The 26,771-nt window shown below is 40.4% G+C and carries 26 protein-coding genes; 13 read left to right on the top strand and 13 right to left on the bottom strand.

The features are described 5' to 3' along the window. Window position 1 precedes the first annotated feature (1 nt). From LY624_RS12035 to LY624_RS12015, 5 genes are read left to right on the top strand one after another with little or no spacing between them, the layout of a single operon-like run. Window positions 2-1,957 (top strand): heme lyase CcmF/NrfE family subunit, encoded by a 1,956-nt coding sequence (locus LY624_RS12035; protein ID WP_062569756.1) that lies wholly within the window; start codon window positions 2-4, stop codon window positions 1,955-1,957. Further along, a complete protein-coding gene (locus LY624_RS12030; RefSeq protein WP_130150491.1) occupies window positions 1,954-2,526 on the top strand; it encodes a DsbE family thiol:disulfide interchange protein in 573 nt (190 codons plus the stop codon). Before LY624_RS12035 ends, LY624_RS12030 begins: the two co-directional genes overlap by 4 nt. Further along, window positions 2,523-2,984, top strand: coding sequence for a cytochrome c-type biogenesis protein (locus LY624_RS12025; protein WP_237118154.1), 462 nt, complete (start codon window positions 2,523-2,525; stop codon window positions 2,982-2,984). The genes LY624_RS12030 and LY624_RS12025 overlap by 4 nt, the downstream gene beginning before the upstream one ends. Then, window positions 2,985-4,244: a c-type cytochrome biogenesis protein CcmI gene (ccmI, locus tag LY624_RS12020; RefSeq protein WP_341803072.1), complete on the top strand. Its 1,260-nt coding sequence runs from the start codon at window positions 2,985-2,987 to the stop codon at window positions 4,242-4,244. Window positions 4,245-4,253: 9 nt separating this feature from the next. Beyond that, a complete protein-coding gene (locus LY624_RS12015; RefSeq protein WP_341803071.1) occupies window positions 4,254-4,985 on the top strand; it encodes an MlaA family lipoprotein in 732 nt (243 codons plus the stop codon). 61 nt (window positions 4,986-5,046) lie between these two features. On the opposite strand, the gene LY624_RS12010 is transcribed toward LY624_RS12015, so the two are convergent. After that, complete coding sequence (locus tag LY624_RS12010) at window positions 5,047-6,270, bottom strand: EAL and HDOD domain-containing protein (protein ID WP_130150495.1); 1,224 nt, start codon at window positions 6,268-6,270, stop codon at window positions 5,047-5,049. A gap of 375 nt (window positions 6,271-6,645) precedes the next feature. Between LY624_RS12010 and putP the strand changes: the two genes are divergently transcribed. Beyond that, on the top strand, window positions 6,646-8,157 hold the full coding sequence (putP, locus tag LY624_RS12005; RefSeq protein WP_130150496.1) for a sodium/proline symporter PutP: 1,512 nt from the start codon (window positions 6,646-6,648) through the stop codon (window positions 8,155-8,157). A gap of 73 nt (window positions 8,158-8,230) precedes the next feature. Here putP and LY624_RS12000 read toward each other — a convergent pair whose 3' ends face one another. After that, complete coding sequence (locus LY624_RS12000; RefSeq protein ID WP_130150578.1) at window positions 8,231-8,536, bottom strand: YebG family protein; 306 nt, start codon at window positions 8,534-8,536, stop codon at window positions 8,231-8,233. Between the two features lie 249 nt (window positions 8,537-8,785). Between LY624_RS12000 and LY624_RS11995 the strand changes: the two genes are divergently transcribed. Then, window positions 8,786-9,079 carry a helix-hairpin-helix domain-containing protein gene (locus LY624_RS11995; protein WP_205989525.1) on the top strand — a complete coding sequence of 98 codons (294 nt, stop codon included), beginning with the start codon at window positions 8,786-8,788 and terminating at the stop codon, window positions 9,077-9,079. 17 nt (window positions 9,080-9,096) lie between these two features. On the opposite strand, the gene LY624_RS11990 is transcribed toward LY624_RS11995, so the two are convergent. The 3 genes from LY624_RS11990 to LY624_RS11980 all read right to left on the bottom strand — a co-directional run bounded on the left by LY624_RS11990 (window position 9,097) and on the right by LY624_RS11980 (window position 11,199). After that, window positions 9,097-9,399: a DUF6170 family protein gene (locus LY624_RS11990; RefSeq protein ID WP_130150498.1), complete on the bottom strand. Its 303-nt coding sequence runs from the start codon at window positions 9,397-9,399 to the stop codon at window positions 9,097-9,099. Continuing rightward, the gene (dsbB, locus tag LY624_RS11985) at window positions 9,399-9,917 is read right to left on the bottom strand and encodes a disulfide bond formation protein DsbB (protein ID WP_062569765.1); all 519 of its coding nucleotides are present in this window, start codon (window positions 9,915-9,917) and stop codon (window positions 9,399-9,401) included. The genes LY624_RS11990 and dsbB overlap by 1 nt, the downstream gene beginning before the upstream one ends. Before the next feature lie 130 nt (window positions 9,918-10,047). Next, window positions 10,048-11,199, bottom strand: coding sequence for a chorismate mutase (locus LY624_RS11980; RefSeq protein WP_062569766.1), 1,152 nt, complete (start codon window positions 11,197-11,199; stop codon window positions 10,048-10,050). 333 nt (window positions 11,200-11,532) lie between these two features. Between LY624_RS11980 and LY624_RS11975 the strand changes: the two genes are divergently transcribed. After that, window positions 11,533-14,535 (top strand): bifunctional diguanylate cyclase/phosphodiesterase, encoded by a 3,003-nt coding sequence (locus LY624_RS11975; RefSeq protein ID WP_341803070.1) that lies wholly within the window; start codon window positions 11,533-11,535, stop codon window positions 14,533-14,535. Between the two features lie 223 nt (window positions 14,536-14,758). Further along, window positions 14,759-14,986, top strand: a complete 228-nt coding sequence (locus LY624_RS11970; RefSeq protein ID WP_341803069.1) for a hypothetical protein — start codon at window positions 14,759-14,761, stop codon at window positions 14,984-14,986. Between the two features lie 46 nt (window positions 14,987-15,032). Here LY624_RS11970 and LY624_RS11965 read toward each other — a convergent pair whose 3' ends face one another. Beyond that, window positions 15,033-15,362: a stress response translation initiation inhibitor YciH gene (locus tag LY624_RS11965; RefSeq protein ID WP_130150501.1), complete on the bottom strand. Its 330-nt coding sequence runs from the start codon at window positions 15,360-15,362 to the stop codon at window positions 15,033-15,035. A gap of 141 nt (window positions 15,363-15,503) precedes the next feature. Between LY624_RS11965 and LY624_RS11960 the strand changes: the two genes are divergently transcribed. The 4 genes from LY624_RS11960 (at window position 15,504) to LY624_RS11945 (ending at window position 19,451) form a co-directional block, all read left to right on the top strand. Then, the gene (locus LY624_RS11960; protein ID WP_062569768.1) at window positions 15,504-15,809 is read left to right on the top strand and encodes an STAS domain-containing protein; all 306 of its coding nucleotides are present in this window, start codon (window positions 15,504-15,506) and stop codon (window positions 15,807-15,809) included. Then, window positions 15,809-17,479, top strand: coding sequence for a fused response regulator/phosphatase (locus LY624_RS11955; RefSeq protein WP_341803068.1), 1,671 nt, complete (start codon window positions 15,809-15,811; stop codon window positions 17,477-17,479). Before LY624_RS11960 ends, LY624_RS11955 begins: the two co-directional genes overlap by 1 nt. Before the next feature lie 46 nt (window positions 17,480-17,525). Beyond that, on the top strand, window positions 17,526-18,185 hold the full coding sequence (locus tag LY624_RS11950) for a GAF domain-containing protein (RefSeq protein ID WP_237118161.1): 660 nt from the start codon (window positions 17,526-17,528) through the stop codon (window positions 18,183-18,185). A 75-nt stretch (window positions 18,186-18,260) separates the two neighbouring features. Beyond that, window positions 18,261-19,451, top strand: a complete 1,191-nt coding sequence (locus tag LY624_RS11945) for an amino acid aminotransferase (RefSeq protein WP_130150504.1) — start codon at window positions 18,261-18,263, stop codon at window positions 19,449-19,451. Between the two features lie 75 nt (window positions 19,452-19,526). Here LY624_RS11945 and LY624_RS11940 read toward each other — a convergent pair whose 3' ends face one another. From LY624_RS11940 to LY624_RS11910, 7 genes are all read right to left on the bottom strand, one after another. Beyond that, on the bottom strand, window positions 19,527-20,276 hold the full coding sequence (locus LY624_RS11940) for a DUF3379 family protein (RefSeq protein ID WP_341803067.1): 750 nt from the start codon (window positions 20,274-20,276) through the stop codon (window positions 19,527-19,529). Beyond that, the gene (locus LY624_RS11935) at window positions 20,276-20,791 is read right to left on the bottom strand and encodes a sigma-70 family RNA polymerase sigma factor (protein WP_130150506.1); all 516 of its coding nucleotides are present in this window, start codon (window positions 20,789-20,791) and stop codon (window positions 20,276-20,278) included. Before LY624_RS11935 ends, LY624_RS11940 begins: the two co-directional genes overlap by 1 nt. 103 nt (window positions 20,792-20,894) lie before the next feature. After that, a complete protein-coding gene (locus tag LY624_RS11930; protein WP_341803066.1) occupies window positions 20,895-22,538 on the bottom strand; it encodes a BatD family protein in 1,644 nt (547 codons plus the stop codon). After that, entirely contained in the window at window positions 22,532-24,403 is a 1,872-nt protein-coding gene (locus LY624_RS11925) for a vWA domain-containing protein (RefSeq protein WP_341803065.1), read from the bottom strand. Before LY624_RS11925 ends, LY624_RS11930 begins: the two co-directional genes overlap by 7 nt. Window position 24,404: 1 nt before the next feature. Then, a complete protein-coding gene (locus tag LY624_RS11920) occupies window positions 24,405-25,391 on the bottom strand; it encodes a vWA domain-containing protein (protein WP_237118165.1) in 987 nt (328 codons plus the stop codon). Next, window positions 25,384-25,824 (bottom strand): DUF4381 domain-containing protein, encoded by a 441-nt coding sequence (locus tag LY624_RS11915; protein WP_341803064.1) that lies wholly within the window; start codon window positions 25,822-25,824, stop codon window positions 25,384-25,386. The genes LY624_RS11920 and LY624_RS11915 overlap by 8 nt, the downstream gene beginning before the upstream one ends. A gap of 2 nt (window positions 25,825-25,826) precedes the next feature. Then, the gene (locus LY624_RS11910) at window positions 25,827-26,771 is read right to left on the bottom strand and encodes a DUF58 domain-containing protein (protein WP_205989527.1); all 945 of its coding nucleotides are present in this window, start codon (window positions 26,769-26,771) and stop codon (window positions 25,827-25,829) included.

Genomic DNA, 26,771 nt, shown 5'->3' with positions numbered 1-26,771 from the left:
TATGATCCCAGAACTCGGTTATTTTTCTTTAACACTGGCCATGGTGCTTAGTGTTTTATTATGTATTTTTCCTATTTGGGGAGCGCACACTGGTAATTTACGCTTGATGCGTGCTGCTCCTTCGCTAGCAATTGGTCAATTTGTGTTTGTACTTTTGTCTTTTGCAGCGCTTATTTATGCCAGTTTAACCGATGATTTTACCGTTTCGTATGTCGCTTATCACTCAAGTAGTACTTTACCTTGGTACTATAAAATCACCTCAACCTGGGGTGGTCATGAAGGCGCTATTTTACTTTGGCTTGTAATGCAAGCGGGTTGGACAGCGGTTGTTGCCATGCGTTCTAAGTCACTACCATGGGTTTTGCGTGCTCGTGTACTGGGTGTGCTAGGCTTTTTGGGTGTTGGCTTTATGCTTTATACCTTACTGATGTCGAGCCCATTTGAGCGCTTATTACCTTACTTCCCCGTAGAAGGTCGTGATTTAAATCCATTATTGCAAGACCCAGGTATGATTATTCACCCGCCATTGCTTTATATGGGCTACGTGGGTCTGTCTGTGTCGTTTTCATTCGCCATCGCTGCGCTACTAACAGGTAAACTTGATAATACTTGGGCTAAGTGGTCTCGTCCTTGGACTATGACGGCATGGGGTTTTTTAACATTAGGTATTACTATAGGTAGCTGGTGGGCTTACTCTGAGCTTGGCTGGGGTGGCTGGTGGTTCTGGGATCCCGTTGAAAACGCATCATTAATGCCATGGCTGGTGGCAACCGCGTTGTTGCACTCACTATCAACTACAGAAAAGCGTGGTGTATTTAAGTCATGGACCGTATTACTGGCTATTGCTGCATTCTCTTTAAGCTTACTCGGTACGTTTATTGTTCGTTCAGGCATTATTGTCTCTGTGCATGCGTTTGCGTCAGATCCTAACCGCGGTATGTTTATTTTAGCTTTCTTAGCTATTGTTGTCGGTGGTGGTTTATCGCTTTACGCATTACGCGTTTCACAGGTTAAAAGTGAAGGCCGTTATAAGTTTGCTTCCCGTGAAGTGGCACTTTGGTTAAATAATATTTTCTTAGTGGTCGCTACACTAATTGTTTTATTAGGTACGTTATTACCAATGATTCATAAAGAGCTTGGTTTAGGTAGTATCTCGATTGGTGAACCGTTCTTCAACAAGATGTTTGCTATCTTACTTGTGCCATTTGCTATCTTAATGGGCATTGGTCCTTTGCTTCGTTGGAAGCAAAATAAGTGGTCGATGCTACAAAATAAATTAGCTTTATCAGCCATTGTTAGTATTGTCGCAACTGCTGCGTGGTTGTATTCGAGCTACGACGTAATAGCGCCTCTGACCTTTATCGCTACGGCACTTGCTGTTTGGATTTTCGTGACAACCTTAGTTGATTTAGCAGCTAAAGTGACTATTCATAAAACACTGGCTGAGGGCTTTAAGCGTTTAGGTTTAAGTTATTGGGCTATGGTACTGGGGCATGTTGGTTTAGCGTTTGTTATTGCAGGTGTTACATTAACGTCAGCTTATTCAGTTGAACGTGATGTCTCAATGAAGCCTGGTGATAAAGTGGCGCTTAATGAATATCAGTATCGTTTTGATGGCGTTAAAAGCATTCGCGGTGCTAACTATAGCGGTCACGCTGGTGTCGTTACGGTGCTTAAAAATGACAAGCAAGTAACTGTGTTACATGCTGAGAAGCGTCGTTATGACATAGGTATGCAATTTATGACGGAAGCAGCAGTCGATGCAGGTTTTACCCGTGACTTATATTTAGCACTTGGCGAGCAACTTAGCCAAGGAGCATGGTCGCTGCGTATTTACCATAAACCGTATGTCCGTTGGATGTGGCTCGGTGGTATTTTAATCTCCATTGCAGGTTTCCTTGTACTAGGTGATAAACGTTATCGTCAAAAATCAACGAAAGAGGAGGCTATGGCATGAACCGTAAGCTATTAGCATTAGCCCCTTTACTGGTATTTGTTTTACTGTGTGTGTTCTTGTATCAGGGGTTGTTTGCCAACCCCCGTGAACTACAAACAGGGCGTATAGGTCACACGATGCCGGCTTTTAACCTTCCTGACTTGATGGATGAATCTAAGCGCTGGACTGATGCCGATTTGAAGGGCGAGGTATACCTGCTTAATGTGTGGGGCACGTGGTGCCCAACTTGTTTAGCTGAGTTAGGTTACCTAACAGAACTCAGAGAGCAAGGTGTGAAAATTATTGGCTTGTATTATGAACAAGGATATGACCCTGACTTTGATGGGCAGTTTGATATCAACGCATTGCGCGAAGATGTAACGAGCATGCTTAATCGCGCTGGTGACCCGTATCAGTTTAATATTTTAGATTTAAAACGCACCTTGGCGCTAGATTTAGGTGTATCGGGGGCACCAGAAACGTTTCTTGTAGATAAGCAAGGAACTATTTTGCTACATCATACCGGTGATATTAACCCGCGTGTATGGCGTTCGAAGTTTGCACCTTTGATGCAGGAGTTACAGCAGTGAGATTAATTATTTTTTTAGCAAGCTTGTTAATTACTTTCAGCGCATTCGCACAGCAAGATAAGTATCAGTTTGACAATGACGAGCAAGCAGTGCGCTTCAGTGAGTTAACAAAAGAGCTACGCTGCCCAAAATGCCAAAATCAGAATATTGCCGATTCTGATGCCGTCGTCGCTAAAGATTTACGAGATAAAGTATTAGCACTTGTGAAGGATGGCAAAACCAAGGATGAAGTCATTGAATATATGATTGATCGTTATGGTTACTTTGTTCATTACGATCCGCCAGTTACACCTGCAACTTTAGTGCTTTGGGTATTGCCTGTTTTGATAGTTGTGCTTGGCTTTGGCTTTATTGTTATTCGACAACGAAAAGCCTCGGTGAAGCAAACATGGACTCATGAAGACGAAGCATTACTTGCTAAGTTAATTAAACAAAATCAACGTCAGGAGCAAAGCTAAATGGCATTAATGTGGGCTTTATTTGTTTTACTCACACTGATTGCATTGCTATTTGTTGTGGTACCCTTTTTTAAGCGCGAAAAAATTCAACGTCTTGATCACAATGCAAACTCGGAATTGATCCGTATCTACCACCAACGTTTAGAAGAGTTAAACGCTGATCTTGAAAATCAGCGTATAGATGCTCAAATGCATGAGGAATCTGTTGTTGAGCAAAAGCGACGCTTGTTAAACGAATTATCGTCTGAAAAAGCGTTAAATAGTTCTGGTAATAATCGCATTATTGCCTTAACTGGCGCTGGTTTTTTAGTTGCGTTAACCGTTATTTTTTATAGCTTCACAGGCAGCCAGCAACAAATAAAAGGCTGGCACGATGCAATGGCAAACTTAAAGTCATATGGTGAACGTGCTGTAATGCAGGATAAAGAGCCATTGACTCCAAATGAGCTTCAAGCATTTGCACTTGCACTGCGTACTAAGTTAGACAGAAGCGGTGATGATGAAGTTGCGTGGATGTTGCTAGGGCGTGTGGCTATGTCGTTGAATGAATATGACATGGCTATGCAATCATTTGATAAAGTGTTAAAGATGAACCCAGATAACAAGCAGGTGCTAATTAGCTATGCACAAGTTTTGTTAATTGAGGGGAGTGATGCAAATATGTCGCGTGCTGCGACAATGCTGTCGAAGGTTCTTAAATCAGAACCAACTAATGTTGATGCAATCTCATTACTGGCATTAATTGCTTATGAGCGTAAAGATTGGCTACAAGCGAAAACGGCATTTGAAGTATTACTGGCTAGTATGCAAAAAGACGATCCTCGCTATAGCATGATAGCGCAGCGAATTGCTGAAATAGATGCGAAAATGGGCAGTGAACAGGTTACTGATAACACACAAGCTGAAATAGCAAACAGTGAAATAAAAGTCACCGTTGACTTAGCCAGTGAGTTAAAAACACAGCTTCCGGATGATGGCACATTATTTGTTTTTGCAAAAGCCGCGAATGGTCCGCCTATGCCATTAGCTGTTGTTAAAATGACAGAATATAGCTTTCCACTAGAGGTAACACTCAGTGACAGCAATGCCATGGTTGAAGGATTAACGCTTTCTAGCACAGATAAAATTATCTTAACTGCGCGTTTATCAAAAGATGCAACTGTGGTACCTTCTAGCGGCGAATTAGAAGGTAAGTCGGATATTTTAGAGCGTGCTGAAGTTAAAGAGTACGCATTGCTGATTAATGAATTGATACCGTAAGGACAGTTGATGTTTAAGCACAGTTTATTTTTTATTTTTTTTGCGGTGCTCGCAGGATGCGCACAAGTACCTGACGAAAAACTAGATGACCGTGATCCCCTGCAGTCATTTAACCGCCCTATGTATGACTTTAATATGGATGTATTAGATGCGTATATCCTTCGTCCTGCGGCTGTTGGTTATGTAACAGTGACGCCTGTGCCGGTTAGACGCAGTATCGTGAATTTTACAGATAATATAACTGCGCCGACTGCTATGGTGAATGCTGGCTTACAAGGCAAACCGGGTAACATGAGTATTAGCTTAGCACGCTTTTTAGTTAACTCGACTGTAGGCTTATTTGGCTTTTTTGACGTTGCGTCATCGCTTGGCTTAGAAATAGTTGATGAGGATTTTGGTCAGACTCTAGGTATATGGGGAGTCGGTGACGGTGCTTATCTTATGTTGCCAGGTATGGGGCCAACCACAGCAAGAAACCTAACCGGTGATGTAGTTGATAATGTTGTTTTACCAGAAATTGCGCTTACTACGCCACAAACTATACTCGTTTTTGCATTAAAGGCTGTAGAGGCGAGGGCATCATTAATACCACAAGAGAGTTTATTAAATGAGTCGCTAGATCCCTATATCTTTATGAAAGATATTTATTTTCAGCGCCAATTGTATGAACTACATGACGGTAATCCGCCCATTGAAGAAGAGCCTGATGATTTTGATGAAGACTTCTTAGAAAATCTTTAACAATCTATTAGAATAAAAAATGCCAGCTTTTGCTGGCATTTTTTATTCGCTATATGTTTGTTTAATCGCCAAAAACTGACATTTGTTCATTTGCCCAGTTAACAGCATCATGATAAGCATCGGGCACCTCTTCAGGGGCTAGACCAAGCTCTTGTTGAATATCTTTAGCGCCTTGCCAGTTTGCTTGCTCGTATTGCTTTACAAGCCGTAAGTAAACGGCAAGTTGCCCTTCTTCATCGAGCAGTGCGGCTTTTATGTCATTACTTAATGGCAGTTTTTTCATCACGCTTGGCATATCTTCATCTAAGATAGCGTCCATTAATGACATCATGCCCGTTAAAAATGCCATGCCAGTATCACGTAGCTGACCGTGGTTAATGGCAAGTAGTTCGGTGAAGCGAGCTCGCGTTAATGACAGTCGAATTAGCTCAGCAGGTTTATCTGCGGCAACTTGTGCTGCAAACAACAGTGATAAGAAACGTTTTATCTCTTCGTTGCCTAATACAATAAGCGCTTGCTTAATGGTGCTTATTTCTGCTCGGCGCTTAAATGCTGCTGAGTTTGAGTAGCGTAGTAGCTTGTATGATAGGTTAACGTCTCGCTCGAAAACTTCAGTGATTTTTTTAAGGTTTACATCGACGCTTGATGTTTCATACAAAAGCTCTGCAAGTGCCATTTCTGAGGGGGGAAGTGTTTTACTTTGTACCATCTCTGGTTTTGAGAAGAAAAAGCCTTGAAAGTAGCTAAAGCCCATATCAACGGCAAGTTGATATTTCTCATATGTTTCAACCTTTTCCGCCAAAAGCTGGATCTGAGGGAAAGGTTTGATTGCTTCTATGACTTCTTGTATTGATTCCTTTGTACAGGTTAAAAAGTCGATTTTAATAATATCAATAAAAGGGTAAAAATGACGCCAAACAGGTTGATGAATATAATCATCAAGCGCAAGGGTGTAGCCTTTTTCTTTTAAGTCTTTGACTATAGCTAAAAGGCGTTTCCCTGGTTGGATTGTTTCAAGAATTTCTACAACAATCTGGTCTTTACCAAGCAGTAACGGGTAGCCTTTTTGCAGCGTTTCTAGGGTAAAGTTGATATAGGCAGGCTTATTATCAGTTAAATCATCAAGTCCAAAGTTGAATTGGCTGCCTTCAATGAGTCGAGAAGTCGCTTCATCACCATCAATCTCAGGAAACACGTTATCTACACCATCTCTAAAGAGAAGTTCATAGCCTACAAGTTTCTTTTCTTTGTCTAGAATTGGTTGGCGCGCAGCGTAAAAGTACATATTTGAAGCAAATCCACATCAGTTAAATCATTTTTCCCCGCAATATATTGCATTGCGTTTGAAATAGCATTAGTAAAAGAGCTGAAACGGGGAAAAGTTGTTTTATTATTTCACTTTAGATCCTAAGACTAGGATAAATCGTAATAGAATTCTATTACTTGCGTCTAAATAATAGAAAAATTGTTAGCAAAGTGTTTGTTGCGTCAAAGCCGCTACCCATCGGCTAGATTGGAGTTGGAGGGTAGAAGCATGATATAGTCGTGAGTGATATCGGTTTTTACCCCAATAATGTCTTAAAATTAAATGGCTTGCGAGTCATTATTCGGATTAAAAGCCAACATTAATCAATAATTGGAGGCTAATTTGGAAACAGGAATGATAATTTCGTTAGCATTGTACTTCATCGTAATGTTGGGGATTGGGCTTTATGCTTACAAACAATCAACAGATGATGTATCGGGATACATGCTAGGTGGTCGTAATCTATCACCAAGTGTCGCTGCGCTATCAGCAGGTGCATCAGATATGAGTGGTTGGTTACTGATGGGTCTGCCAGGTGCAATGTACTTGTTTGGTTTAAGCAAGGTATGGATCGCAATAGGTTTGGTACTTGGTGCTTGGGCAAACTATTTTCTCGTCGCACCACGTTTGCGCGTGTATACAGAGAAAGCGAATGATTCAATCACCATTCCAGACTATTTTGCAAATCGCTTCGATGATAATAAAAATATTCTGCGCGTAATTTCAGCTATTGTTATTATCGTATTCTTCACATTATACACTTCATCAGGGGTTGTTGCGGGTGGCAAGCTGTTCGAAAATTCATTCAACATGAGTTACGAGATGGGCTTGTATATCACAACGGGTGTGGTTGTTCTTTACACATTATTCGGTGGTTTTTTAGCAGTTAGTTTAACTGATTTTGTGCAAGGTTGTATCATGTTCGTGTCGCTGCTTGCAGTACCGATAGCGACCTATACTATGCTTGACCAGCCGTTTATGGATACGTTAGCTAATGCTCGCTATGACTTATTACTAAGCTCTCCGAAAGAATCGGAAATTCATGCACTTAATATGATGGACTGGTTTGCAGGTGGCTCAACAATTGCCATCATCTCGGCAATGGCGTGGGGACTAGGTTATTTTGGTCAGCCACATATCATTGTACGCTTTATGTCTGTTCGCTCAGTGAAAGATATGCCGACCATGCGCCGTGTGGGTATGTCGTGGATGACATTATCGGCAATTGGTGCTGTGCTAACTGGTCTATTTGGTGCCGCTTACATGCTGGAAAACCAAATGCCAATTGATGACAAAGAAACTATTTTCTTAGTGCTGTCTGAGCTTATTTTCCACCCACTGATTGCTGGCTTCTTACTTGCTGCTATTCTTGCGGCGATTATGAGTACTATTTCGTCACAGTTATTGGTGTGTTCAAGCTCATTGACTGAGGATTTCTATAAAATATATCTCAACCGCAGTGCGTCTCAGAAAGAGCTTGTTTTAGTCGGCCGAATTAGTGTTATTTTGGTTGCGTTGTTTGCTATCTACTTAGCTTATGACCGTAATAGCTCTATTCTTGACCTAGTCAGTAATGCATGGGCAGGTTTTGGTGCTGCATTTGGTCCACTTGTGTTATTCAGCCTTTACTGGAAACGTATGAACCTTCAAGGAGCCATAGCGGGTATGGTTGTGGGTGCTGCGACAGTTCTATTTTGGATTTATGCACCAGTTACGATTGATGGGCAAAAGTTAAGTGCAATTATCTATGAGATAGTGCCTGGGTTTATTCTATCAAGTATTGCGATAGTTGCTGTGAGTTTAAGTACACCAGAACCTAAAGAAGAAATTACTAAATTATTTGATGACGTTGAGGCATCACTGTAATTTTTAATTAGACACTTTTGATTAGATACAAAAAGGGCAACATAGAGTTGCCCTTTTTATTGGATTTTTATTTTTAACCTGCTGCTTTTTCTTTTATATCTGCAACATTGTCGGTGGCTGATTTTGCTTTTTTAGGTTTTACAGGGGCCTCTTTAATACCTTTCAAAACAGCCATAAATTGGTCTTTTTCTTTTGCCATCTCAAGTGCAAGAGATTCAATTTGTTGCTCACTAAGTGGTACGTCAACTTTCTCAAGCATCATTTCTAGTGATTCAGCAATGTCGAGCATCTTGTCATATGCGTCAGCTTCTTTTTTAGTAGTAAACGTCATTCGCTCGACTCCGTTTCTTTCTACAACATATTTAACAACAACAGCCATGATTTCTCCTGCATTTAAGCGTGGCATTTGTAGCGTAGCAACGCCACTTTGATTACTGTTTTTATATACAGTAATCGTTTGTGGCGGAATTTGCAAGTTTGATGAGTCTATTTTTTGTGGTGATTATTTGACATTGCGGTCGGTTTTAGGTTTATTTAATGATGTCACCATTATAGAAACGATAGGGATGCAATAAGCGTTAGGTGATAATTAACTTAACTATCCATAATGGATATCACGGAGGAAAATATGAAACTATTATCAAGTCTCTTTCTATCAATAGGCTTAACTTTATTGCCCACTTTACCTATTAGTGCAGCTGAAGATAAAGGAGCTGTGCAAGTTAAACAGCAAAAGGTGAATATAAATAAAGCCAGTGTTGAGCAACTCACTTTGCTTCCTGGCGTGGGTGAGTCAAAAGCCAAAGCGATTATAGAACACCGAACTCAGCAGGGGCCTTTTAAATCATTAGAACAACTCAAAGATGTAAAAGGGATCGGTGAAAAGGTGTTCTCGCAGCTAGAAGGAAAAATTATTCTTTAAATAAGTAAACAGGGCGGTTATTCGCCCTGTTTAAACTCTTTAATTGCGACTTGTAAATGGGGGAGCGCAAACATGTTTTCTATCGGTGTTGTTATGAGTGGATAGCTCAGACCAGCTAGTAGCAGCCAAGGCACAAGCGACCAGCCCTGAAAATAAGCTAAACCTAAAAACAGGGGCGCTAAAAAAACAAGTTTACATACAGATAAAATGATCTTTTGTGTAGGACTTAAATGCGCAAGTGCAAGAGCAATAATTTGCTGACGTTGTCTTACTTTAAACTCTTTTAAAGCAGGAATTTGACTAGAAAAAAAATACAACATTACAACGACTTTTTAATTACTAAACGACTTGCTACAACAGCGATAAAAACAAGTGAATAGGCTGCAAAAATAACTTCCATCCACGCAGGCATACTCATTGACGCAAATTGCCAATCTATGTTTCCACAATCACCTGTTGCAGCAAAGAAGCTTGGGATCCATTCGTGTAGAGGCATAAAGCTTGGAAAGTTTGGTTCAAATGCACAGCTAAATGCAAACGGGTCTGTATTGTTTTGCATCGCGATGTGTTCTTTGGCAATAAAGTAGCCCCAAATTGAAGATATCCCCCAAGTAACAAATGCGATAAGTCTACATAGGGTACTTTGTGGGTTGATTGCGCCGACAATACCTGCACCAAGAAGGCCAAGCATAGCAAAGCGTTGGTAAATACACATTATGCAGGGCTCAAGTCCCATATTGTATTGAAAGAACAGCGCTGTTATTTCAAAAACAAATGCGGTTAAGGCGAGTAAAACCCAAGGTGTTCTTTTGCTTGCTAATTCAGCTAACCAATTCATGAAAGATCCAATTTTGAAGTGTTTTCAAGATTATGCTTAGGGAGTGCCTTGGGTGCAAGTGTCTGCGGTGAATATTCGTAACAAAAAAGGAGCTTGCTAGCTCCTTTTGGTGTTACGACTAGTTTTTACGTTAAACGCTGACAGCTTGTAAAGACTCGCTTTGGTAGCAGCCTAGAATACGAATATATTGGGTGTGCTCTTTCAGCTCTTCGAGTGCTTGTTTGACATGTAAATCATCAAGGTTAGCCTCTAAGTCTACATAAAAAACCTCTTCCCACGGGTTACCAGGTACAGGGCGAGATTCAAGTTTTACAAGGTTTATTTGATGATGCTTAAATACCATTAACGCATCAGCTAATGAACCAGCTTGTTGCTTGGTTGCCATGATCAAGCTTGTTTTTGTTGGTATTTGTTTAGAAACCTGTAGTGGTTTACGTGCAACAACAATAAAGCGGCTATGGTTTTCACTTTGATTAGCCAGTCCTGTTTTTACAACCTCTAGACCAACATTTTTCCCTGCTTGAGCTGAGCCGATTGCTGCGCTATTGGGCGTATCTAATGCTGATTGCAGTGCATGGAAAGTTGAATCACATGTTTCATGTTGAATATCACCGAGCCCTTGTACAAAGCGGCTACATTGGGCGAAAGGTTGCGGGTGAGCATAGATTTTATTTATGTGAGACAGTTCTGTGTCTGGCAGGGCAAGCAAACAATGTTCAACACTGTGGGTCACTTCACCAACAATAGATACTTGCGCATGTTGTAAGAGATCAAATACCTCATTAATACTACCAGAGCTAGTATTTTCAATGGGGAGTAAGCCGAAGTCAGCTTGTCCATTTTCAACGTTCCCTGTAATTTGTTCAAAGCTTGAACAGCCAATTTCTATTACCTTTCCTGGACGTCGGCTAAAGTATTTATGGCAAGCCAATTGACTATATGAACCTTGACCACCCAAGTAAGCGACGCGGTGTGTTTCACTCATCGCATCTGGGTTGAGGCTTTTTTGTAGCATTGCTTGCTGGTTGAGTACAGAGTCTTCAAGAATGGTTTGAAATACATTGTTAATGTAATAGGCATCTAAACCAAGCGACTTTCCGTAACCAATTAGTTTTTCGAGCAACGCTTGCTCACGTGCTTCATCGCGGATTGGTTTATTGTTGGCAATTTTATATTCAACAACGCTGTGGCTAATACGGCGTCGTTTGGCTAGTAAGACAAGTAAGTCTGAATCTATTTCATTTATATCATGTCTTAACGCATTTAATGTATCAATGCTCATATTGGTTTCCTCATTCCAAAACAGCGCACAAACAAAAAAGCCTCCCAAGTGGGAGGCTTTAGCTATTCGGTGAAATTATCTCGCAAACAGTTAAGCCTCCTCTATCTAAAGAAGCTAAAAAAAGAAAAGTAAGTGCGAGCGTTAATTTGTTTCATTCAGTTAATGTAAGAAGTGTGGTTTATAAAGTCAACTGCATATTGTACGTAATTTGCAAATCATCGGCTAAGTGAGGAAAATTCATCAATCTTCATAAAAAATTTATAAATCTAAAAATGAATCTGGTATATTTGCCTTTGGAGAACAAATAATAACAATTATTAATAAGGTAGCCTAGTGGTGTATCGACGCCCGCCATCTCGTTTTGGTGTGAATTCGTTAAGTATGAAGTTATCGCTGCTGATTTCTGCAATTTGTTTGATTGCAGGTATATGTGCAGCCGCTTTGATGCTTAAGTCAGAAGAAAAACAGCTTGTTTTTGAAGAACATGAGCTTTTAAAGCATTCGAGTGAACGCTTAAGCCGTCAATTCGACCGTTTAATAAAAACAAAAATCAATATTGCAGAGCAAGCAAACAATGTCGTTAGCAGCCAGCTGTTAAATAGTGAGTCTCATATACTCAGTAAACACAGTGCTGATATTAAGTTTGCAGTTGATGGCAGTGTTCGCAGCACCTCAGAAGATGGTTTATCTGCTGCCTTTATCCCAGAAGAAAACTATTCAGAATTTTACAAGCAATTGATCAACGACTCAGAGTCGTTATGGAAAATTGTTTCACCAACACTTATCCAAGACTTTTTTAATTTTTATCTAGTTACAAAAGATAACTTTATTCGTATTGCACCACCAAACTGGGCACTCAATGTACCTGGCGATTTTGATTTCACAAAAGGTGAAACTTTTAATTACGCTCAGAATGTGCTCAACCCGAGCAGGGAAGCTGTGTGGTCAAAAGTGTATTACGACACTATTTGGCATAAATGGGTGGTGAGTGTACTTGTTCCCGTTTATCGAGGTAATGAATTTTTTGGTGTTACAGGCAGTGATATTGCGCTCGAAACGCTATTGGCTCAACTGCCGATAGGAGATCGTGAGCAACACCTATTAGTATTCGATGCAAAAGGGCAGTTACTCGCACACCCAGATTTAGAAAAATCGATGCTAGAGCAATATGGTCGAGAAGGTAAAGTGTTACGAACAGAGGATTTTGTTAATCCTGACTTACAAAAGCTCATCGCAGAAACAATTCGCCTAAAATTACCTGAGTCAGCTAATTCATTTGTTCAAAATGACGAAACACACATTATTAATATTCGTAAAGTTGAGCATTTAAACTGGTATATCGGAATTTACAAAAAACGTTCTTCAGCATTATCTGCGTTAGAAGAGTTAAAAGTGAAGTTCTTTGGTTTGTTTATTCTATACGCTATTTTAGTGGCGCTGTTGTTGCATCAAGCATTGTATCAACTGGTACTTCGCCGTATCCATTCATTAGTAAATGCGGTCGTGAGTTTTGGCAAAGGTCAGCTACAAACTGAGTTTCCAAAAGCAAATAAAGACGAAATTGGTACACTAAATGGCTCTTTTAGAGACATGGCTATTGAAATTAGAAAGCTGATTGATGGATTAAACCAGCGTATAAGTGAAAAAGAGATAGCAGAGAAAGCTGCAAATAGACTGTCAAAAGCAGTGGCATTCTCAGGAACCGGTGTGGTTATTACCAATCAAAACTTTGAGATTGAATATGTTAACCCCAAGATGGTTGAAATGACTGGGTTTGAAGAGCGTCATTTCATGGGGTCATCACTTTTAAGCATTATTTCGCAGGAAATGGCAATTTTAGTCGATGATATTGATGTTGATCTTCGAAGTCGTAATTATTGGCGTGGTGACACTTTACTGCAAGGAAATGAACGTCAGTCAGTGTGGGTGTCGTTAAGTATTTCGCCTATTCGTGAAGACGCAGGAGAAATCACCAGCTATGTTGCCTCAGCACAAGATATATCGTTTGTAAAAGAGAGCCAGCGAAAAATGGAGCAGCTGGCATATTTTGATACGCTCACCGGCCTTGCTAATCGTACATTTTTTAGAATGCAGTTACGCAAGTCGATGGCACTTGCAGAGCGTGGTCATTATGCGTTTGCCTTATTCTATTTTGACTTAGATGAATTTAAACGTATTAACGATACACTTGGCCATGATGCGGGCGATCAATTATTAGTAGAAGTAGCAAACCGTTTGAAAAAACGCTTGCGCACCGAAGATACCATTGCTCGCCTTGGTGGTGATGAATTCGCGGTCCTATTAAGTGGTATAGAACACCAAACTCATGCTATGGAAGTGGCTAATACGATTCAAAAGACACTGAATGAGCCAATTAAACTCGGCAATAATGAAGTGATCATTAGTGGTAGTATAGGCATCACGATGGCGCCTTTTGACAGCCAAGAAGAAGATCAGCTGTTAAAGCATGCAGACCTTGCAATGTATGAAGCAAAAGCCAAAGGTAGAAACACCTATCACTTTTATAGCCAAGAGCTAAATGCCGCTGCCAATGAACGCTTATTCATCGAAAATGAGCTACGCACAGGTATTCGCGACAAGCAATTTGTTATTTATTATCAGCCACAAGTCGATAGTCGAAATCAACATGTTGTTGGTTACGAAGCGTTGATTAGATGGTTCCACCCAACTGAGGGAATGATCCCTCCAACAAAGTTTATTCCGATTGCTGAAGCAACAGGGCTTATTGTTGAACTAGGGGCGTGGGTATTACAAGAAGCGTGTGAATTTGCCGCACGTTTAGAAAGAAAAAATTTAAAGAATAACATTTCAATAAATCTCTCGGCGCGCCAATTTAAAGACGCTAACCTAGTACTCACCTTAGATAAAATCATCAAACAAACTGGTGTTGAACCCAAACGCTTACATTTAGAGTTAACTGAGAGCATGTTAATGGGGCATGTTGAAGCCGCCATATTACAATTACATCAGTTAAAGGCATTGGGTGTATCAATCTCAATTGATGATTTTGGAACAGGCTACTCTTCACTCAGCTATTTGAAACGCTTCCCTGTTGATATTTTGAAAGTGGATCGCTCGTTTGTAAAAGACATTCCTGATGATTCAAATGACATGGAAATTACAGCGGCGATTATTGCAATGGCACAAAAGCTTAAACTCAATGTGGTAGCAGAGGGTGTTGAGACGATTGAACAGATTGAGTTTTTACAAAACAATAACTGTTATATTGTACAAGGTTACTACTACAGCCCACCAGTTAGCGAGGCTGACTTACCTGCGTTGTTTGAGCGTTTAGAACAAACAGATAAAATATAGTCGCTTATATTTATCTGTTCTTTTGGTAAATTTAGTTAGGACTTCATCTGGCTGGCGGCTATCTGTGAAGAGCAGATGTTAAAACATATCAGGCAAAGCGATTACTCCTTAAATTCACGAAAATGAGCACGTTAGGCACTATTAAGTTGCTATACGTTTGCATAGTGCGTTGCACTGATGAGTTAGCTATACTGTGTGAAGTATGACCTGAAGGAGATTTTGTATGTATGTTGAAATTGACGAAGACGAAGTTAAACACTTACATTTAGAGAAGTTATCCGTCGGTAAGGTCGTAATTTTACGTCAGGACGGCAAGGAAATTGCCCAGATTGTTCCTATTACTTCTAGTAAATACCCTCGTGTTCCAGGTCAGTATCAAGGGCAGGTTAAAATTGAGCCAGAGTTTTATGAAGCAGATACCGATATAGAGACTATGTTTTATGGAGTCTGATACAGCTAATTAAGAGTCATTCAGATAAAATAAAAAAGGGGCATTTTTAGCCCCCTGCAATTTTCACCTTGAACTTAAGGCCTTCAAGAATCGCTTTGAGCTTTTCTCTATCATCGCCTTGCACCTCAATAATGCCATCTTTCACCGCACCGCCTTGGCCCATCTTACTTTTAATGGTCTTAGCAAGTTTTTTCAGGTCATGCTCTTGGCTATCAATGCCAACCACTAACATGACACCTTTGCCTTTACGGCCTTTTGTTTGACGCTCAATTCGTAAAAAACCATCTTTAAAGATTTTACCTTGGATTGATTTTTCCTCTTTAGGCTGTTCAATGCGGCCTGTAGCGGTTGAATATACTAGATTATTATCACTCATTTTAGATCTCACTTTAAATGAAGGTTGTATGCTGTAAATCATAACAAATTTCCCTCTAAGTGTTTTAATTTTTGGCTTATTTCTCCTAAGCAGTTATATTTAGATTAGTCTTCGGAGAGATTTGATTAATAGGAGTTTATTATGAGTTTGACGCGCAGCACTTCTGCTGATGGCGCTATCTTGACCGTACAAATCAAAGGAAAATTTGATTTTAATCTGGTTCAATCTTTTCGTCAGGCTTACGCTGACCTAAATGATAATATCAATAAAGTGGTTATTGATCTTAGAGAAACAGATTATATGGATAGCTCGGCACTTGGTATGCTTCTTAATATGAAGAAAAACCTAACCGGTAAAGTGGATAATATTCAAATTAGTAATTGCCAACCACAACTAAAGAAAATCCTGCAAATCTCTCGTTTTGATAAAAAGTTTGATATTGATTGATGCTTAACATTCTAGTGGTGGATGATCTTGCTTTAAATCGTCGACTATTAACCGTTATGTTGGAGCATCAAGGTTATCAAGTTCACACAGCTGAGAATGGCCTTGTTGCGCTGCAAATACTCGAAAAGCACACTATTGATATTGTGCTCCTAGACGTTGTTATGCCTGTTATGGATGGTTTTGAAACCGCCGCTATTATCAAAGAACGTTTTAGCCAAGTTTACCTACCCATTATTTTTATCACCTCCCTTGAAAATGAAGAAAGCTTTGAGAGATGCCTTGCTGTAGGTGGAGATGACTTTCTCCATAAACCATTTCAAGAGGTTATTCTTAACGCTAAAATTAAAGCTCACTGCCGTATAAGAAATTTAAGTCAAAAGGCACGAGAGCAAAACCTACAGCTCGAATATCACCAGAACCAAGTTGAACGTGAGCATGAAATAGTTGAGCATATCTTCAATAATGCGTTAGAAAACCAATATACATTTACGCAGCATTTAGATTTTCATTTATCTCCTGCGGCTATGTTTAATGGCGACATGTTCCTTGTTGCGCAAAGCCCAATAGGTAGCTTGTATTGTATGTTGGGTGATTTTACGGGGCATGGCCTAGCGGCTGCTGTGGGGGCATTACCGGCTTCTCGCGTGTTTTATACCATGGTTAACAAAGGTATGTCTGTTAGCGACATTGCAGCGGAAATAAACGCAGTATTAGGTAATTTATTACCTGGGCACATGTTTTGTGCGGCTACTATTATTGAGTTAAGTAACTCAGGTAAGAGTTTGTCTGCGTGGTTAGGTGGCTTACCCGATACCTACATTATTGATCAGCAAGGCCATATATTACGTACATTAGAATCCCAGCACATGGCGTTAGGGATTTTAGAAGAAGATGAATTTGAGCGTGGTCTTATTCATCTCGAAGTCAACGAAACAATGCGGCTTGTTATGGCAACCGATGGCATTATAGAAACCGTTAACTTACATGATGAGTTTTTTGGTGAGCATCGATTTATTGAAGCATTAAGTTCAAAAGAAAATATTAATAGCCAGCAGCTAATAGAGACTGTAAACCAGTTTTCTCAAGGTTATGAACAGCAAGATGATTTAAGTTTAGTGCTATTAAATTGTTTACCAGCACCGGAGCCTGAGCAAGAGGCGGAGCCTTTTTCACCTTTACCTTTTAATTTTTCACTTAGTTTAAATTCAAAACAAATAAAAAGCACAGATCCCGTGCTTGAAGTTGTGGATGTGATATCTAAAGTAGCGGGTTTAAATGCACACCGTGCGAATATCTTTTTAATCCTCTCAGAGGCTTACAATAATGCGCTTGATCACGGCGTATTAGGACTCGATTCTGATATAAAGAATCAAGATGATGGCTTTTTAATTTATTATCAAGAACGTGAGCAGGCATTAGAAAAACTGACTGATGCGCTTATTATTATTGATATTCGTTATTGCCCAGATACCTTGGCTCTTTATTTTACTATTTGCGACTCTGGCAATGGTTTTGCGAATAAAAATGACGGCCAGCATAACTTGCAGCGAGAGCATGGCCGCGGGTTATCTTTACTGGGTGAAGTAGCGTCAAGCGTAGCTTTTAATGCGTCTGGAAACCAAGTTGAAATTTGTTACCAATTATCCATAAACAGTGCTAGCTCTGATTGAAAGCCCGTGTTATGCTTTCTGGCATTATAGATGTTTGGATGGCTAAATGATTTCTACATACTTATCTGTCGCTCAGCTTGATTTATCAGAGACTTTAGTGGCAGAGCAATTATCAAACCTAGAGCAGTACCTTGCACAGTCACAGTTACCTGAAGTACGTTGGCAGTATCAAATTCCTGAGCTTGGCGAGGGTGGGGCATGTAGCTTATTTGGTTACTTGCAAGATGAACCGTTTAAGTTAAACGATTATGTTGATGATGATGCGATAAATACTGCAAAGTTAGCAAGGCTTCAGCAAATCATCGATTATGTTGTCCAACAAACACAAGTTGATTGGTTTGGTATTTATCAATCAACTAATACAGATGAAGGTGATCAGCTGTTAAAGCTTGTTTATCATGGTGCACCAAGTCGCCCATTGTTTCCACTCACTGAAGACTTTGCAAAAGGCAGTAACAATGTTCAAGTTGCTTTGTCTAAAAAAGGTCGTGTGATTAATAATGTTGCAGATTATTTGGCGCAAGGTGGTGAATATTATACGTGCGATCCTAAAGTAAAAGCCGAAACCTGTTTGCCAATTTTATCTAGTGAAAATACCTGTTTAGGCATTATTGATGCAGAAGCATTTAGTAATGATTTCTTTGATCAGCAAACCCTTGCTTTACTTGCAGCTTGTTGTATTAAAATTCCTCAACTATTGGTCTAATTTAACTAGTAATCAGACTCGGTTTTTATGTTAAGCTAGTGGCAACGCTAACCCCCTATATAAAAGAGATAGTCAATGTTCTCAGAATTAAAACCATTACCAACAGATCCTATTCTTGGCCTAATGGCGGCCTTTAAACAAGATACAAACCCAAAGAAAATTGATTTGGGTGTAGGTGTTTATAAGGATGAGCAAGGCAATACGCCAGTTCTTAAAGCGGTTAAAAAAGCGGAAGCGTTTCGTTTGGAAAACGAAACCAGTAAATCGTATATTGGCTTAGCGGGTAATCTAGATTACTGCCAAAAAATGGAAAACTTATTACTGGGTGAGCATCCTGCGTTATTAGCAAACCGTGTTCGCACAGCACAAGCACCTGGCGGTACAGGTGCACTTCGTGTTGCAGCTGAATTTATTAAGCGTTGCAACAAAGATGCAACTGTATGGGTTACAACCCCTACGTGGGCAAACCATATCAGTTTATTTGAAGCGGCTGGTTTAACAGTAAAAGAGTACCCTTACTACGACTACGAAAATAAAGACCTTTTATTTGATGAGATGATTAACACGCTTAAGCAGGTGCCTAAAGGTGATGTTGTGTTATTCCACGCATGTTGTCACAACCCGAGCGGTATGGATTTAAATGCTGAGCAATGGAGCACAGTGGCAGATCTTGCTGTTGAAGTTGGTTTTACACCACTGGTTGATATTGCATACCAAGGTTTTGGTTCAAGCCTTGAAGAGGATGCTGCAGGCCTACGTAAATTAGCGGCAGCGGTTGATGAGCTGATCATTTGTTCTTCATGTTCGAAAAACTTTGGTTTATACCGTGAGCGTATCGGCGCATGTTCAATCATTGCTAAAGATGCAGCAACTGCAGATATCTCTAACTCTGTATTGTTAAGTGTTGTACGTAGTATCTACTCAATGCCGCCAGCACACGGTGCTGATATAGTTAGCACTATTTTAGGTAGTACTGAGCTTACGCAAATGTGGCATGACGAGCTTGATGAAATGCGTAATCGTATTAATGGCTTACGTACTCTAATCAAAGAAAGCTTAGCAGCGAAAGGTATTGAGCAAGATTTCTCATTTATTGACCGTCAAAATGGCATGTTTTCATTCCTAGGCATTAATAAAGATCAAATTGAGCGTTTACAAAAAGATTATTCAATCTACATTGTTGGTTCTAGCCGTGTAAACGTTGCAGGTATCAGCGATGCAAACATTGACTACTTTGCAAATGCAGTAGCAGACGTTTGTAAGTAACCAGCTGTATCGTGATAAAAAAACCGCATCATTTTGATATGATGCGGTTTTTTTGTATCTGCTATTTTAACTCACCTAATGAAGCCAGCGTATAGCACTGGTCACCATATTATTGTAACGCTCTAATGGTGCACCTATGCTAGCAATTAAAATTGTATCGGCTTTTTCTCCACGACTTATGTGGCCTGCAAAACGCTCATCGCTAAACTCATCAGAACCTGAGCCAAAAGGCTGCTCCTCTGAAGGTACAATAAATACAGTCATTGGGCCAAAGTCAGACTCAAATACTAAGTGCAATCCTTTTTGACCTTTAAAATCACAAAACATCAAGTACGTGACTTTGCCTGGAAGCTCATCTAAGTGGCCACCAATGGTGGCAAACTTCTCATTAACGTACTCTAAGTCAATTGCTTTATGTTTATCTAAAGAGCCAATTTCATAGTATAAGTGCGCTAAAGCATGCTCTCCAACGCTATATAATGAATGCTGTTTAGTAGTAATAAAAAATACGCTTATAGCAACTAAGAATGAGGCTGCAGCCGCTAAATAAAAGCGATTAAATGCAAAGCGTGATTTAGCTTCAACGACGTTGTCGTTTTGCTGTTGTTCAACATGCTCTTCAGATGCATAGGTATTTTCAATAATGCGCGCAGCTAAATCGTCTGGCACAGGAACATTTAAAGCGGCATTCAACTCGTCGTCAAATGCACGAATGTCGTCAATAAATGCTTGTTTATCACTGTCCTGCTCGGCAAACGCTTCAAGTTCCTTATCAATAGTGCTTGGCTCGGCGAGGATGCGGCGGCGAAACTCGAGTTCATCCATTATTTTGATGCTCCTCTAAGTTGGTCATCATCACTGCTTAAAGCCTCTTTAAGCTGGTTTCTGGCACGAAATAATCGTGTCATGACGGTATTTTTGTTTAAATCGAGTATCTTAGCGATTTCATCACCAGAACAGCCCATTACTACTTGCAAAAGTAGAGGCTCTCGATATTCGTCTGCTAACTTTCCAATTTGTCGTTGGATCACTGTTTGTTCCATTTCAGCATCAAGGGATGTGCTTTTATCATCCACTAAGGTATCGTTTTCAACATCAGCGTAATCAAATTGCTTTCTTTCAAAACGTCGCGCATTTTCGCGACGTAAAATAGTAAGTAGCCAAGGTTTAGCAGCGTGTTGATCTTGGAGTGAATCCAAGGCACGCCAAGCCCTCAGGAATGTTTCCTGCACTAAATCTTCAGCAATAGTTTGATCACGGCATAACCAATATGCAAAGCGATAAAGCTCACTGTGGTAGATATGAACGAGCTCTTCATATCGCTTTTGTTTTTCCGTCATAGTTATCTAGACCTGCCCTTAAGGAAAAAACTTTCTGGATTTATTATTTTTTTCAATGCGGCTAATCGCTGTTAGCCGCTTGATGTGTATTGTTTAGTTATTATTAATCGTAAAGTTTTTTTAGCCCCTGATTTTTGTCAAATGATTGAGCTCTTTTTGTTTGGGCTAAACCATTAATGATGATTGCTAAATCAGGCTGCTCATCACTTGAACTATAGAGTTTTGCACGCAATTTAGCAATTTCTTCGCTTAGTTTAGAGCTTGATCTTGTGTCCATGAGCGTATCAATCGCGTTATGTGTTTGCCCTGTTTCATGTTTGGCGTAACGTGAAAGGGCTAAATAAAATGCTGAATAGTCTTTTGTCTTTGCATATTTCTTTAGTTCAGATAAAGAAACCGAAGACACTTCACTCTTAACGTCATTTTTATTGAGAGAGTTGCTAACAGGTCGTTTTCTTAAGAAGAACACGAGTGTTGCAATCCATAAAAGGTATCCTCCAGCAGCAACAATTATAAGCCAAATAGGCTGAGTTACTTCAGTAATAGTACGAACAGCAGGAATTTCACCTGTGAGCTCTTGGCTTGTGTTTGGTGCTGTATTATTGGTATTTGCTGTCAGTGCATTAGTGCTAGGTATCACTGTGATAGTACGTGCAGGGATCGTTGCGTAACTAATTCGATTAATTTTTGTATTAAACCATGGCAGCTTTACTTCTGGTAATGTAAACGTACCAGGTGTCTGGGGGAGCAGCGCATACGAGGCTGTTTGTTGAGAGATAACACGTCCATCCCTAACTAGATGATTTGTCTCTTTTTCGTCAGGGTAGCTTCTAAAACCTTGTACTTGGGGCATCTCAATATCTGGCAATTGCTCTTTGGTTACACCGAGCGCTGTTAAAGTGATTGTACGTGTGATTGGTGTGCCAACTTCGACTGTATCGTCTTTTGGTTGCCACTGCTCATCTAAGTTTACTAGTTCACTTGGTAGCCATGCACCTTGGTAATTTTCTGGAATAGGTTTAATGTCGAGATCAAGGTCTTCACCTATTGCCGATATTTCCATCTGACGATAGTTCTGCCTAATTCGGCCATTAAATACTGGCGCAGTAATTGTGTGTTGACCACTTTTTTGCGGTTGTAGTAAATATTCTCGGGTAATAACGAGATAACGTTTACCATCGATTAATTCATAGCTTTCTGACTGTTTACCAATAGCATTGAGTTGAGCATCATCCATTTGAGGAGTACTTAGGTTTCCATCAAGTAGCTCTTTATTGTTATCTAAGTAAAGTTTAACGGTATATACACCGGCTTCTTGGACATACAAGCTATCTGATTTTACACTCGTTTTTATAAATGCCTCTTTATTTTGCTCAGCGTTTTGGCTGCGTTTAGACACTTCTAACTCTATTGGTTTTGAACTAACACCTGCAACTGTAAAGGCGGGGATAGTGTAAGTACCTTCTTTACGCGTCATTAGTTTTACTGACCAATTAGTTTGCTTACTGATCTCACCATTTACGATATTGGTTCGAGAGCTTACGCTGGTGGGCCCAACAACAAAGTCTTTTAATAGTACAGAGGTATCAGGCTGCTCGCTTTTGACACTATCATCTACGGAGATTGTTAAAATAAAAAACTCGCCAGCAAGTACTGGGTTTTTATCAACACTTGCCTGCAGTTGGCTGGCGGCCCATAGCGGCGCTGCCGCGATTAACAATAAACAACATAATAATCGCATTACCATGATTTTTCGGCTCCTCGTGGACGACGTTGATAGGTTCGTTTTTGTGCTTCTAGCTGCATTTTATTTCTTAATAAGATTGCAGGATCATCGGGGACTTTGCGCAACAGTTGATTCAGTTGTTGTGCTTTCTCTTTTTCTTCATTGGTTAGTTCGGCTGCCTGTGCTTGCATCGCCTGTTGCTCAGCTTGCTGCTTGGCTTGTGCATCATTTTGCATAGGCTCAGGTTGAGTCTCTTTTTGCTCATCAGATTGCTCAGGCTTTTGTTCATCGGATTGTGATGACTGCTCTGATTCAGACTCCATTTCAGGTTGATTTTGCTGATCTTTATTAGACTCGCTTTGTTCACCTTTTTGATCTGACTGCTCACCTTGCTCAGACGGTTGTTGGTCATCTTGTTGCTCAGTTTGCTCAGAGTTTTCGCCTTGCTCTGAATTATCGCCTTGTTGCTTTTGCTGGTTGTCTTGTTGACTGTCTTCGTTTTGTTGATCGTTATTTTGCTGCTGATCTTGCTGCTGTTGCTCTTGCTGATTCAACAACTTTTCAACCAGAGCTTGGTTTTCCTTTGCTTCAGTGAAGTTATCTCTAAGCTGTTGTGCTTGTTTGTAAGCATTTATAGCTTGTTCAAGCTCACCTGCTTTTGCAAGGGCATTACCGTAGTTATAGAAGCCCGTAGCAGATTTATCTTCACTAAACGCATCCATTGCCGCTTGGTAATTACCTTGTTGGTAAAGTGCGGCACCTTTTAGTTGAGAGTTCTCAGCTTGGGCGGCTTGTTCAAATTGCTTCTGCTGATAAGCATCGAGTGCGCGTTGATCTTGGTTCTTGAACATTTCTGGTAGCTCAGCGGCATACACGTGTTGCTGCGGCAATAGCATAACGAACATAAAGCCAAGCACTAGGCTGCTACGACGAATTAAAAAGAGTGCCAGTGGCATTAAGATCAGCAGTCCATAAATACCTGCATCTACACGCCAGAGTGTTTGGCTTTGCTTTTCATCTTTAAGTATTTCAGCATTTGCACTAGGTGCAAAGGTTTGAATATCTTGATTGTTGGTCTGATAAAGTGCAAATTTGCCACCACTATTACGTGCAAGCGCGCTTAAACGACTGATATTCAGCGTTGGAATCACAATCTGCCCCTGCATATCTTTCAAAAAGCCACCTTCAGGTAACTTAATAGGTGCACCTTGCTCAGTACCAACCCCGTAAACATTTAAGCGATAATGTGACTGATCCGTAAAACGACTAATATCTTCTTGATCTAGGCTATCAATACCGTCAGTGACTAGAATGATATCACCTTCTAAGTAACCCGCCTGATTGAGCAACTCGTTCGCTTTTTCAAGTCCTTCGATTACATTAGAGCCTTTACTAGGCATGATTTCAGGGCTGAGGCTTGGAATGAGATTCGCTAATGTACTGGCATCGTTTGTTAATGGTGAAATGGTAAAGGCTGAACCTGCATAGGCGACTAATGCTGTATCACCTTCTTTAAATAGCTCAATCATATCAAGGGCTTTAAAACGTGCTTGTACTAAACGACTTGGCGCAATATCTGTACTGAACATGGAATAGGACATATCCATAACAATAACGCGGGCGTTTTTCGCTTGAAACACAGGGACTTGTTTCTTCTCAAAGCTTGGTCCTGCACTAAACACGATAGCGAGAATCGTAAATAGAGCAACTAACCAAAGTGGCTGACTTTGTTTTTTATGATTGTCGCTCATAACAAATTGCGCTAAATGTGGGGCAATTAACGCTGCCGGTGCGTTCTTTTTATTACGCACCAATAACACACTAAAAATAATGACCGCAGGTATTAATAACCAAAGTAGGGCAGGGCGAATAAATTCGAAATCCATATTACTTCTCCTGCTTAAGTTGGCGAGTAAAGCTAATGAATACAGCAAGAACAATTAAACCAAGTGCTGCCAATAGCGGAATATAAAACAATGAAATCTGAGGGCGAAAAGTCTGCTCATCACTACTAACAGGTTCGAGCTTATCGAGTTCTTGATAAATCTGCTGCAAACCAGCCACATCTTTTGCTCTAAAGTATAAGCCGCCAGTTTGCTCGGCAATACGTTTTAGCAAGCTTTCATCAAGGTTGCCGCCACTCATACCACCCATATTAAATAGACTAAAACCACGTGGGTTATCTGAGCCGACACCAATGGTATATACTTTTATACCTTCCTCGCGAGCTAACAGTAGCGCATCTTCAGGATTGAGGTTACCAGCAGTGTTTTGTCCATCAGTTAAGAGCACCACGATTCGATTGCTCTCATCTTTGTTAGCAAAACGCTTTACAGATAAACCTAAGGCATCACCGATGGCCGTTGCGCGGCCTACAAGGCCAATTTGTGCTTCACCAAGCATTTGGCTTACGGTTTTAACATCACGCGTAAGCGGTGTTTGTAAAAATGCGGTATCACCAAATAAAATTAGACCAAGGCGATCGCCTTGACGTTGTTCAATAAAGTCACCTAGTACGGCTTTAACCATGGTTAGTCTGTCGACATATTGGCCTTGATAAGCCATATCTTGCTCAGTCATTGAGCCAGATAAGTCTACCGCCAGCATAATGTCACGGCCTTCATTGGGTAAAGTAATTGGTTCATCAAGCCATGTTGGGTTTGCAATCGCAATGACCAATGAGACCCATACCGCCCATTCAAGCAATGACACTTTGTGACTATGTTGTTGAACGGCTTGGTTGTTAAGCCCAAGCTTAGCAAAGCCTGGAATACGTAGACGTAACTGACCTTGCTGTTTTGAAGGCATAAAGCGACTGACTAACCAAGGCAAGGGTAAAAGCACAAAGAACCAAGGCCAACTAAACTCAAACATTGATAGGCTCCTTGAGTTTAAAGTTGTGAATGGCGCTGCGTAATTTAGCCGCAAGCTCTGCATTATTATTTTGCTGTTGGTAAAGTGGCATGAGCTCATCGTAGCTAAAAGTGTCTCCACAGAGCTTTGATAAACTCTCTGACCATTGTGCCAAAGGCTGTGAAGCAAGCTGACTATTATAATAATGACGTGTTAAGCGCTTAAGAATAATATGCAACGCTTGTGCATCATCTTTAGCCACATTTTGACTCATTTTAATCGCTTGCTTTTTGGCTTTCTTGAATTGCTGATTTTTATATAGCAACACTAAACCAACTACCAGTAGTGCAACTAAAAATACAATAATTAGCCACCAAATAGGAGCCAGTGGCCACCATGCGACCTCTGAAGGTGCAATGACATCATGTAAGCCATCGAGCGGATTTGTTTGCATTATTACTTTCTCACTAATTGCAGCTCAAGCGGGGTGGCTGCACTGAATGAAATTAAACTAAGTCCAGATTTCTGTAGACGTTTTAGCCTAAGAGCGAATGACTCTTGTGCCGACTTAGCAAAGCGTTCCCGAAATTGCTTATCCATTAACGGCAGAGCAAGATCTTGCCCATTAGCAGATACAGTCACTGTTTGCTTGAATGCAGGAAGTTGATGTTCGAATGGGTCGCTAACGTGGCAACCAATTAACTCGCAGTGACGGCTTAGTATTTCAAGTTGTTTAAAGCTTGCTTCGTCTAGTGCGCTAAAATCTGAAACGATATAAACTAAGCTACCGGGCTTAGCTAAATGGTTAAGACGCTTGAGGTTCTCACTAAATAAACTGGTCGCGCTTTTATCAACATTAGCTAACGCCTGACTATGAATGTCACATAAATTATGGCAAAGCTTTAATACTGCTTTTTCCCGTGATGTGGGTTTTAGTTCATGATGACTGTGTTGGTTAAATACCAAACCACCAATTCGGTCGCCACGCTGACAAGCTGACCATGCAACCAAAGCGCTGATATGTGCTGCTTGCACTGACTTTAACAATAACTTTGAGCCAAACAACATGGAGTTTGAAAAGTCGGTGAACACAAAAACGGGGCGCTCTTTCTCTTCTTGGAACAGTTTTGTGTGAGTTTCGCCAGTGCGAGCGGTGACTCGCCAATCGATTGAGCGAATGTCATCACCAGTTTGATAATGGCGTACCTCAGCAAACTCCATGCCTCGCCCTTTGTGCGGCGCAAGGTATTGCCCTGCTAAGCTGTTTTTGATTTTTACTTTCGGTGCAAGTTCAAGTAAGCGCGCTTTGGCTTTGTAATACATCAACTCTTTGAGTGATAAATTAACACCTTGGCTATGGCTTTCATGCAACCAAGTAGCTATATCTAATTGACCTGACAT

Source organism: Pseudoalteromonas sp. N1230-9, from assembly GCF_032716425.1.
In the GTDB taxonomy this organism is placed as follows: Bacteria; Pseudomonadota; Gammaproteobacteria; order Enterobacterales; family Alteromonadaceae; genus Pseudoalteromonas.
Note: the sequence above shows the minus strand (reverse complement) of the source record. Positions and strands in the feature narration are given on the sequence as shown.